Below are 9,620 nucleotides of genomic sequence, written 5' to 3'. Positions count from 1 at the left end.
GTCTGGCTTGCCCCCCCCCCCCGGCCCCCCCCCCCCCCTCCCGCCCCGGCGGGGCGGGCGGCCGGGGCCCGGGGGGGCCCCCCCCCCCCCCCCCCCCCCACGACGGGGTTCGGCTCTAACGTTGACTCGCGTCCGGCACCCGCGGTGGACACGGCGCACCGGGCGCGGTCACCAGCTCGAAATGCCACCACTCGTTGTCGAAGGTCCGGCACAGTCCCCACCGGTTGCCATTGTCCTCGAGCCATTGTGCCCCCACCTGTGGGCCCACATCGACGGCATGGCCGGAGACATGGGTGGACTCCTCCGGCGGCAGCACCCAGCGTCGCGCTTCCTCGGGGCTGCCGTAGGTGGCCAGGCCGTCCTGCCAGAGCCACAGCTGCTGCTCGTAGGTGCGATGACCGGAGGTGATCGACAGCGGCACGTTCTCGGCGTGCGCCTGCTGTTCGGCGAGGGTGTAGGCGGCGGCGAGCGGCGGGTCGAGGCCTTCGGTGCCCGCTGCCGATTGGAACTGTTCGCGCGGCTCGGGTTGGGCGTCGGCGGCGCCGATGCCGACCGCGGTGACGGCCGCGGCGGCCGTCATGGTCACCAGGATCCGGTCGGCCACGCGGCCGAGCACAGTATTCATAGGCGGATTCTATCGACCGGTCCGGTCATCGAGACCACGGCGCCACTGCTCGATCGCCCGGCCGATCTCGGTCTGCGGGGGTTCGTCGTAGAGCCATTCGCGGGCGAGCTGATGCCAGTTGGCGGTAACGCGCAGCTGACCGAGGGTGGCGAAGGTGAACAGGTCGGCGCGGCGGGAGAACACGTGCTCGGGCGGCAGCAGCTGTTTGTGCATGCCCTGGAAGTCCGACGCTCTCGGGTCGACGGCGAGAAGTAGTGCGCCGGTGGCCAGTTCGGGGGTGATCGTGACTTCCTCGTCGAGCAGGTGCCAGCCGGTGGCGGCCCAGACGTAGGCCAGACTCTCCTCCACGGTGACCTCGGAATCGGGGTCGATGATCCCCCGGCCCAGCCACGCGGCGAACAGATCCTCGCCCCGGCCCTCCGCGGCGGCCCGCAGGACCGAGCGCTCGAACTCGACGTGCTCCGGATCCATCTCCTTGTAGAGGCCGAAATCGACGAAGGCGAGTTTGCCGTCGGCGGCCAGCAGCACATTGCCGGGATGTGGATCGCCACAGAACTCGTTGTCGGCGAACAGACCGGCGATGTAGAAGCGGTAGATCAGCTCGCCGAGCCGGTCCCGCTCGGCGGCAGGCAGTGTCTGGATGTGCGAAAAGGGATGCCCTTCAACGAATTCGGTGACCAGCACATTGTGCGTGCAGAATTCCTCGATGCTGTCGGGCACGGTGATGAAGGGATGGCCACGATAGCGTCGCGCGACCCGATGCTGGGTCTGAGCCTCGCGTTCGTAGTCGAGTTCGCTGCGCAGATTGCTGGCGACCTCCTCCAGCACACCGGTGTCGGCCATGCTCGGCAGCACTGTTCTGGCCATTTTGCCGAGGAACTCGAGATTGCTGATGTCGGCGTGGACGGCACGCTCCACCCCGGGATACTTCACCTTGACCGCGACGACGCGTCCGTCGTGCAGTCGCGCCCGGTGTACCTGCCCGATCGACGCCGCCGCGATCGATGTCTCACCGAACTCGGCGAATGTCTGGGCCAAGGGGCCGAGGTCGTCCTCGATCACCTGCCGCATCGTCGCGAACGGCATCGCGGGCGCCCGGTCCTGCAGGGCCGCGAGCTGGGCGCGGAACTGCTCGCGATGGGCTTCGGGAACGAAGTCGAGATCGAGCACCGAGCCCATCTGCCCGAGCTTCATCGCCGAGCCCTTCATGCTCCCCAGCACCGCGACGATCTGCTGCGCCTTCATCATCGCCGACCGCTCCGCCAGCACCTCACGGGCCTCGTCGGTGCGCCCGATCATCGACAGCCGACGCCCGACTTCGCGCACCGCCTGCCCGGCGGCGAACTGCCCCAGCTTCGCGCTCCGCGTCGCCCGCCCCCGGGGAACTCCACCGCTCGCCAATCCGCACCCCTGTCAGGCTGTACACCGTATGTCGTGCGTCACATTACACCGGGGTGGCGGTCGTCGCCGGGCCCGCGGAACAGACGAAAACCCCGGCGCCCACCGCAGCGGACACCGGGGTTGTCTACGACCGGATGGCTACACGCGTTCCTTGGAACGGGTGCGCACGCGCAGGGCGATCGGCTTGGAGGTCTCGGCGAAGAAGTCGTTACCCTTGTCGTCGACGACGATGAACGCGGGGAAGTCCTCGACGTCGATCTTCCAGACCGCTTCCATGCCGAGTTCGGCGTATTCCAGGACCTCGACGTTCTTGATGCAGTCCAGCGCGAGACGAGCGGCGGGACCACCGATGGAGCCGAGGTAGAAGCCGCCGTGTTCGTTGCAGGCCTTGGTGACCTGGGCCGAGCGGTTGCCCTTGGCGAGCATCACCATCGAGCCGCCCGCGGCCTGGAACTGGTCGACGTAGGAGTCCATGCGACCCGCGGTCGTGGGGCCGAAGGAGCCCGACGCGTACCCCTCGGGAGTCTTGGCCGGACCGGCGTAGTAGACGGCCATGTCGCGCAGGTACTGCGGCATGGGTTCGCCCGCGTCGAGCCGTTCCTTGATCTTGGCGTGCGCGATGTCACGGGCCACGACCAAGGGGCCGGTCAGCGAAAGACGGGTCTTGACCGGGTATTTCGACAACTCGGCGCGGATCTCGTCCATCGGGCGGTTCAGATCGATCTTCACCACGTCGCCGCCGAGGATGTCGGCGGTCTGCTCCGGAAGGTACTGGGCCGGTTCGGTTTCCAGCTGCTCCAGGAAGATGCCGTCCTTGGTGATCTTGGCCAGCGCCTGGCGGTCGGCCGAGCAGGAGACGGCGATCGCGACGGGGCAGGAGGCGCCGTGGCGGGGCAGACGGACCACGCGCACGTCGTGGCAGAAGTACTTACCGCCGAACTGCGCGCCGATGCCGAACTCACGGGTGAGCTGGAAGACCTCCTCCTCGAGCTCGACGTCGCGGAACGCGTGACCGGTGATCGAGCCCTCGGTGGGCAGGTTGTCCAGGTAGTGCGCGGAGGCGTATTTCGCTGTCTTCAAGGCGAATTCGGCGCTCGTGCCACCGATGACCACCGCGAGGTGATACGGCGGGCAGGCCGCGGTACCCAACGAGCGGATCTTCTCGTCGAGGAACTCGAGCATGCGGTCGGGGTTCAGGACGGCCTTGGTCTCCTGGTACAGGAACGACTTGTTGGCCGAACCGCCACCCTTGGCCATGAACAGGAACTTGTACACAGGGTTGTCGGCGTCGCCCTCGGTCGAGTACAGCTCGATCTGGGCGGGCAGGTTGGTGCCGGTGTTCTTCTCGTCCCACATGGTGATCGGGGCGAGCTGGGAGTAGCGCAGGTTCAGCTTGGTATAGGCGTCGAAGATGCCGCGGCTGAGCCATTCGGCGTCGTCGACACCGGTGAGCACGCCCTCGCTCTTCTTGCCCATCACGATCGCGGTGCCGGTGTCCTGACACATCGGCAGCACGCCACCGGCGGAGATGTTGAGGTTCTTGAGCAGGTCGAGCGCGACGAAGCGGTCGTTGCCCGAGGACTCCGGGTCGTCGATGATCTTGCGCAGCTGACGCAGGTGCGCGGGCCGCAGGTAGTGGCTGATGTCGTGGATCGCCGTCTCGGTCAGCAGCCGCAACGCCTCGGGCTCGACCTGCAGGAAGGTGCGCCCGTTGTGCTCGAAGGTGCTGACCCCCTCACTGGTGAGCAGGCGGTAGGGCGTCTCGTCGGCGCCGATCGGAAGCAGATCGGAATAGCGGAACTCCGGCGCGGTCACGGATCGCACTCCTTCGGGCAGGGCGGGCACCGCAACACTGCGGAGCACCAGGCAAGGCTGGTCACAAAGCAATCCGCAGCCTAACGACCACCCACACCCGCACTGCGGTTAGGCAACCCTATGTGAGGTTCCTGACCGACCCTAACTAATATCGAGGTTGCACGTTCAACCCAAACGGTGCTACCCATTCTCCCGGGCGGTGGCGGGAGTGCACCGTTCAATCCGAAGCCTGCACCTTCAGAATCTGGAGCTCGATCGTGACCGATCCACAGTGGCTCGATGATGTCGAAATGCGTGCCTGGCTGGGCTATGTCCGAACCCGCGACCTGATCGCCGCGGCGATCGGGCGCGACGCCGGCCGGGCAGCCAACCTGAGCTATGTCGAGTATTCCGTGCTGGTCTACCTAGCCGACGCACCAGGTCAGCGACTCACCTTCGCCGACCTGGCCTGCGCGCTCGAATGGTCGCAGAGCCGGCTCTCGCACCAGATCACCCGCATGCAGAAGCGCGGTCTGGTCTCCCGCGAGACGATGCCGCACGACCAGCGCCGGACCGTGGCCAAGCTGACCCCGACCGGCGGGCAACTGCTCACCACGGCCGCGCCCGCCCATGTGCGCAGCGTGCGCAAGCACATGATCGACGTGCTCGATCGCGACCAGCTGGCGACCCTCGCGGAGATCTACGACGTGCTCGTCGATCATCACCGCGGCGCGAAGTCGGCCGAACCGATCGGCCGGCTACAGACCGCCGCGCCCGGCGAGGACTAGGACCCGCCGCTGCCGCCCCCACCGGAGGAGTCGGGACGGGCCTTGCCCAACCCACCGCGCGCGATGGCACCACCCTTGGTGGGTGCGCCGCGATCGAAGACATCGCCGCTGGTCGGACGCAGGAAACTGCCCGCCGCCAGGGCGACGGCGACGCCGATCGCCGGGTACACGAACGTATCGGTGTGCTGATACCAGAAGCGCGAGTACGTGGCATCGCTGGTGTCGCACCGGTCGTCGGCCACGCGGACGTTGGTCGTCTTGTCCACGCAGACACCGACCGACGCCGGTGTGGCGGCGGTCGAGGTCGTGGTGGTCACCCGCGACGTCGTCGTCGGCGGCTTCGAGGTGGTCGTGAGGGTGGCCGACGCCGCGCGCGGTGCCGGTTTCGGGGTGGCAGTGCCACATCCGGCCGAGACCAGCGCCACCGCCACCACGGCGGGCAACGTGTAGGACACGCTGCGCGACATCATGATTCGCCTGCGCGAACCCTCGATTTCCGAAACCACACTCACGAAATTCCCCCTCGGGCGGTGTTGACCAACCGCCGATACTATCCAGCAGCGGCGCCGCTCACGACAGTTCCGTTGGTAGCGAATTCCCCTTTGCCGGAATCCTTTCGACCCGAACCGACGCCCAACGCGCGTTCGAAACCGGCGGGAACGATGATGTCGTCGCGGGTCAGGTCGGTGATCGAGGTCTTGCGCAGACCCAGCAGCGCCGAATCGATACCGCCACGCAGGATGTCGAGAACGTTCTCGACACCGGCCTGACCGTTGGCCGCCAGACCCCACAGGGAGGCGCGCCCGATCAGCACCGAGCGCGCACCGAGCGCCACGGCCTTGACGACATCGCTGCCGCGCCGGATACCGCCGTCGAGGAGCACCTCGATCTGGTCGCCGACCGCGTCGGCGAGCACCGGCAGGGCGCGGATGGCGGCGGGGGTGCCGTCGAGGTTGTTGCCGCCGTGGTTGGACACCGAGATGCCCGCGACGCCCGCGTCGACGGCGCGCAGGGCGTCGTCGACCCGCATCACACCCTTGAGCAGCACCGGGCCGTCCCACTGCGCGCAGATCCAGGCGACATCGTCCCAATCGGGTGCCGGTGTCTGCATCCATTCGCCGTAGGCGCCGAAGAACCCGGGGGCCGCGCCGCCACCGACCGCCATGTTGGGTGCGGTGAGGTCGGGGATGCTGCCCGAGCGCAGGTAGGTCGCGAGCCAGCGGGGGCGCGCGAGGGTCTGCGGCGCGAATTTCATCATCGTGCGCAGGTTCAGCGACTCCGGGATCACCGGGCTGCCCCAGTCCCGGCCGTGCGAGAACGACCAGTCCAGGGTGAGGATCAGGCCCACCGCACCGGCCTTCTTCGCCCTGGCCATCCGCTCGAGGATCTGATCCTTGTTGCCACACCAGTACAGCTGGAACAGGGTCGCCGGGTTGGCCGCGACCACGTCCTCGACGGGCTTGCTCGCGAAGGAACTGAGCCCCATGGCGATTCCGCGGGCCGCCGCGGCGCGGGCGACGGCGACCTCACCGTCGGGGTGCACCGCCTGCACGCCGGTCGGCGAGATCAGCACCGGCATCGACACCTGCTGACCGAGCACCGTGGTCGATTGGTCACGGTCGCCGATCGGGCCCGCGCAGTGCGGGGCGAAACCGAGTTCGGTGAACGCGGTCTGGTTGTCTTCGATGGTCTGTCCGCGTTCGGATCCGGCGATCAGCGCGCCGTACACCGACTTCGGCAGGCGCTTGCGGGCGCGCCGCTGCGCCTCGGCAACGGTCTCGAACCAGGGATTCATCGGGGTCCTTCCTCATGATCCTGCGGCCACCATCGGCGCAGGTCTTCCAGTAGTGCGGTAGTGGCGATCGTCAGCAGGCCGGCGCCTTCTTCGGCACTCGATCCCGTGGGGTCGCCGAGGATTCCGTTGGGGCTGGCCGCCCGCACCCCGCCCGCGCGCAGCAGCGGCAGCAGTTCGGCCAGCGGGCGGCAGTCCCCCGGTTCCGCCAGTTCGGTACGCACCCGGTCGGGGCGCAGCGCGAGCTGGATCGAGGTCTCGGTGCGCCCGGCGTGCGGATCGCCGCCGTAGCCGGGTGAGAACAGCCGCACGTCGCGCGACTCCGACCGCAGCAGCGCGACGGCTCGGCGCAGCGCTTCCACGTTCCCGCCGTGCCCGTTGACCAGCACGATCCGCGAGAACGTGTCCGTGGCGGAGCGGCACAGTTCGACGACGAGCAGTTCCAGCGCCGTCTGTCCGATCGACAAGGTGCCCGCGAACCCCGCGTGCTCGCCGCTGGCCCCGTAGGCCACGGCAGGCGCGATCAGCAGATCGGACCGCTCGGCCGCGGCCCGTCGGCTCACCGCCGAGGCGATATCGCTGTCGGTCGACAGCGGCAGATGCGGGCCGTGCTGCTCGGTCGCGCCGAGTGGGATGACCAGGATCACGCCCTCGGCGGCGCGCACACCTGCCTCGGGCGATGTGAGGTGCGCCACGAACATGGCAGCCACATTAACGTCAGTCACTGACATAATCAAGAGCGCGTGCAGGTCGAAAGCTCGCCGAGTCCCTATCCTGTATCCATGTCCGCCCCGCCGCCGCGCGCACCGATGCCGATTCCGAAGCAGTCGGGGCACCGCGGGCGTCCGCCACGCACCACGCGCCGCGAGCTCGAGGTGATCGCGATGAAGCTGTTCGCCGAACACGGGTTCGACGACGTCACCGTCGAACGCATCGCCGCCGAGGCCGGAGTGAGCGAACGCACGTTCTTCCGCTACTTCCCCACCAAGGCCGAGGTGCTGTGGCACCAGTTCGACAACGAGGTCGACGACCTGCGCGCCGCGTTCGCCGCCGTCCCCTCCGACGAGCCGATGATGACGGCGGTGCGCCGAATTGTGGTGGCGGCCAACAGATATCGCCCCGAGGACATCCCCGAACTGCGCACCAGAATGCGACTCGTCTCCGGAGTTCCCGCCCTCTCGGCAGGCGCCGGGGCGCACTACGACGCGTGGGAACACGCCGTCGGCGAGTTCGCCGCGAGCCGTCTCGGCGCGGGCGCGGGCGACCTGATTCCGCTCGCCATCGGGCGCACCACCCTGGCCGCCGCGCGGGCCGCCTTCGATGCCTGGCTCGAGCGTGGCGACACCGATCTGACCGTGTACCTGGACCGGGCACTGCGCGCGCTGGAACGCGGGTTCGCCCCGGAATAGCCGGGCGCGCCACGTTTGGGCAGCACCACAGAGGGGGTATGAGTAGGCTCAGGCTCAACGCGCACTGTGCGCACCGAAAACGTCCGTCGTCGAAAGGGGCAGGGGTTTCCATGTCCGAGGTGTCCACGAGTCTTTCGGCGGATTCGCTGCCGGCGCAACCGCTCGACAACCTGCTGCCACAGCTGGTCGAGCACCTGCGGCAGAACCGCACCGGGCTGCGGGAAGAGTGGGCACGGCGCATCACCGAAGCCGAACTGCTGACCGCGATGACCCCGGAGGAGATCTTCTCCGAGGCGACGTCGATGTACGACAACTACGTCGAGGTGCTCGTCACCGGTAGCGTCGAGGCACTGCAGGCCTACGCCCGCGACCTGTCCGAGCGCATCATTCCGCGAGGCGTCGAGACCGACGAGGTCATCGGCATCGTGCTGCTGCTGCGCGACGTGCTGGCACGCAGCCTCTTCGAGAAGTACCAGTCCAACTTCGAGCTGCTCAATCGCGTGCTCGACGCCTACGAACCGGCCGCCAACCGCATCGCCAACACCGTGGCCGTGTCGTTCGTGCAGGAGCGCGAGCGCGTCATCAGCCGCCAGCAAGAGGCCATCCGCGAGCTGTCCACCCCGGTTCTGCAGGTCCGCGAGCAGCTGCTCATCCTGCCGATCATCGGTGTGCTCGACTCCCAGCGCGCCCGCCAGCTCACCGAGCAGCTGCTGCGCGCCATCCGCGCCAATCGCGCCAAGGTCGTCGTCATCGACATCACCGGTGTGCCCGCGATCGACTCCGTGGTGGCCAACCACCTCGTGCAGACCGTCGACGCGTCGGGTCTGATGGGCGCGAGCGTGATCATCACCGGCCTGTCCTCGGAGATCGCGCTGACCCTGGTGACCATCGGCCTCGATCTGTCCAAGATGAACGCGGTCGGCGACCTCCAGGGCGGTATCGAAGAGGCCGAGCGTCTCCTCGGCTACGAGGTCTCCCGAGTGACCGAACGCTTGAGCGAGCGGGACGGGCGCTGACCAAGCCACCATGCCGGTACCTATTCTCAAGCAGGGCACGTACCTGATCGCCTCGGTACAGTCGGCCCTGACCGACGCCGACACCGAGCGGCTACAGGACGACCTGATGAAGCAGGTCAGTCGCTATCGCGCGACCGGCATCATCGTCGACGTCACCGCCATCGATGTGATGGACTCCTTCGCCGCGCGCTCGTTGCGCACCATCGCGCACATGACCCAGTTGCGCGGCGCGGAAACCGTCATCGTCGGACTGCAACCCGAAGTCGCCTTCGCCATGGTGCAACTGGGCCTTACATTCGAAGACATGCACACCGCGCTGGATCTCGAGGAAGGCCTCTCCTGGCTGAATCGGCACCCGCGGCGACGAGACGGTCGCGACAGTGGCCGCTGAGCAGGTGGCGATCGCGGTCAAGGTGTCCGAGGACATCGTTACCGCCCGGCAGGCCGGGAGCGAGTTGGCCGGTGACCTCGGGTTCACCCTCACCGACCGCACGATGATCTCCACCGCCATCTCCGAAATCGCTCGCAACATCACCAGTTACGCGGGAAGCGGCGAGATCAGGCTGCTCATCGACTTGCGCGAGGGTCGCCGCGCGCTCGTCATCCAAGCCGAGGACCAGGGTCCCGGCATCCGCGACATTCCCCGCGCGCTGGAGGACGGCTATTCCACCGGCCGCGGACTCGGACTCGGACTGCCCGGCGCGCGCAGACTGATGGACCGCCTCACCATCGATTCCGCCCCGGGCCGCGGGACGTTGATCGAGATGTGGAAGTGGGTACCCGACGTTGCATGAG

12 protein-coding genes are annotated in these 9,620 nt (G+C 68.0%); 6 read left to right on the top strand and 6 right to left on the bottom strand.

Annotated elements, in window-relative coordinates; all coding sequences use genetic code 11:
• Nucleotides 1–115: 115 nt before the first annotated feature.
• The 3 genes from ACFTS5_RS04600 to ACFTS5_RS04590 form a co-directional block, all read right to left on the bottom strand.
• Nucleotides 116–625 (bottom strand): M15 family metallopeptidase, encoded by a 510-nt coding sequence (locus ACFTS5_RS04600; protein ID WP_378627369.1) that lies wholly within the window; start codon nt 623–625, stop codon nt 116–118.
• A gap of 9 nt (nt 626–634) precedes the next feature.
• Complete coding sequence (locus ACFTS5_RS04595) at nt 635–2,026, bottom strand: ABC1 kinase family protein (protein WP_378627367.1); 1,392 nt, start codon at nt 2,024–2,026, stop codon at nt 635–637.
• A gap of 138 nt (nt 2,027–2,164) precedes the next feature.
• Nucleotides 2,165–3,841 carry a fumarate hydratase gene (locus tag ACFTS5_RS04590; RefSeq protein WP_378628333.1) on the bottom strand — a complete coding sequence of 559 codons (1,677 nt, stop codon included), beginning with the start codon at nt 3,839–3,841 and terminating at the stop codon, nt 2,165–2,167.
• Nucleotides 3,842–4,098: 257 nt separating this feature from the next.
• On the opposite strand from ACFTS5_RS04590, the gene ACFTS5_RS04585 reads away from it, so the two are divergent.
• Nucleotides 4,099–4,608 carry a MarR family winged helix-turn-helix transcriptional regulator gene (locus ACFTS5_RS04585; RefSeq protein ID WP_378627366.1) on the top strand — a complete coding sequence of 170 codons (510 nt, stop codon included), beginning with the start codon at nt 4,099–4,101 and terminating at the stop codon, nt 4,606–4,608.
• Here ACFTS5_RS04585 and ACFTS5_RS04580 read toward each other — a convergent pair.
• Nucleotides 4,605–4,874, bottom strand: coding sequence for a hypothetical protein (locus ACFTS5_RS04580; protein WP_378627364.1), 270 nt, complete (start codon nt 4,872–4,874; stop codon nt 4,605–4,607). The two genes, ACFTS5_RS04585 and ACFTS5_RS04580, sit on opposite strands and share 4 nt — an antisense overlap.
• Between ACFTS5_RS04580 and ACFTS5_RS04575 the strand changes: the two genes are divergently transcribed.
• The gene (locus tag ACFTS5_RS04575) at nt 4,867–5,058 is read left to right on the top strand and encodes a hypothetical protein (RefSeq protein WP_378627362.1); all 192 of its coding nucleotides are present in this window, start codon (nt 4,867–4,869) and stop codon (nt 5,056–5,058) included. The two genes, ACFTS5_RS04580 and ACFTS5_RS04575, sit on opposite strands and share 8 nt — an antisense overlap.
• A 100-nt stretch (nt 5,059–5,158) precedes the next feature.
• Here ACFTS5_RS04575 and mftD read toward each other — a convergent pair whose 3' ends face one another.
• Together mftD and mftE are read right to left on the bottom strand one after the other, a co-directional pair.
• Nucleotides 5,159–6,403: a pre-mycofactocin synthase MftD gene (gene mftD / locus ACFTS5_RS04570; RefSeq protein ID WP_378627360.1), complete on the bottom strand. Its 1,245-nt coding sequence runs from the start codon at nt 6,401–6,403 to the stop codon at nt 5,159–5,161.
• Nucleotides 6,400–7,101, bottom strand: a complete 702-nt coding sequence (mftE, locus tag ACFTS5_RS04565) for a mycofactocin biosynthesis peptidyl-dipeptidase MftE (protein WP_378628331.1) — start codon at nt 7,099–7,101, stop codon at nt 6,400–6,402. The genes mftD and mftE overlap by 4 nt, the downstream gene beginning before the upstream one ends.
• Nucleotides 7,102–7,182: 81 nt before the next feature.
• Here mftE and mftR point away from each other — a divergent pair, with 81 nt between their 5' ends.
• From mftR to ACFTS5_RS04545, 4 genes are all read left to right on the top strand, one after another.
• Nucleotides 7,183–7,809: a mycofactocin system transcriptional regulator gene (mftR, locus tag ACFTS5_RS04560; RefSeq protein WP_378627358.1), complete on the top strand. Its 627-nt coding sequence runs from the start codon at nt 7,183–7,185 to the stop codon at nt 7,807–7,809.
• A gap of 110 nt (nt 7,810–7,919) precedes the next feature.
• The gene (locus ACFTS5_RS04555; protein WP_056809988.1) at nt 7,920–8,825 is read left to right on the top strand and encodes an STAS domain-containing protein; all 906 of its coding nucleotides are present in this window, start codon (nt 7,920–7,922) and stop codon (nt 8,823–8,825) included.
• A 10-nt stretch (nt 8,826–8,835) separates the two neighbouring features.
• On the top strand, nt 8,836–9,216 hold the full coding sequence (locus ACFTS5_RS04550; protein WP_056809990.1) for an STAS domain-containing protein: 381 nt from the start codon (nt 8,836–8,838) through the stop codon (nt 9,214–9,216).
• On the top strand, nt 9,206–9,619 hold the full coding sequence (locus ACFTS5_RS04545; RefSeq protein ID WP_056809992.1) for an ATP-binding protein: 414 nt from the start codon (nt 9,206–9,208) through the stop codon (nt 9,617–9,619). The genes ACFTS5_RS04550 and ACFTS5_RS04545 overlap by 11 nt, the downstream gene beginning before the upstream one ends.
• The last annotated feature ends 1 nt before the right edge of the window (nt 9,620 follow it).

Source organism: Nocardia sp. NPDC056952, from assembly GCF_042674185.1.
Classification (GTDB): Bacteria; Actinomycetota; Actinomycetes; order Mycobacteriales; family Mycobacteriaceae; genus Nocardia.
This window is presented reverse-complemented; position numbering and strand designations above follow the sequence as displayed.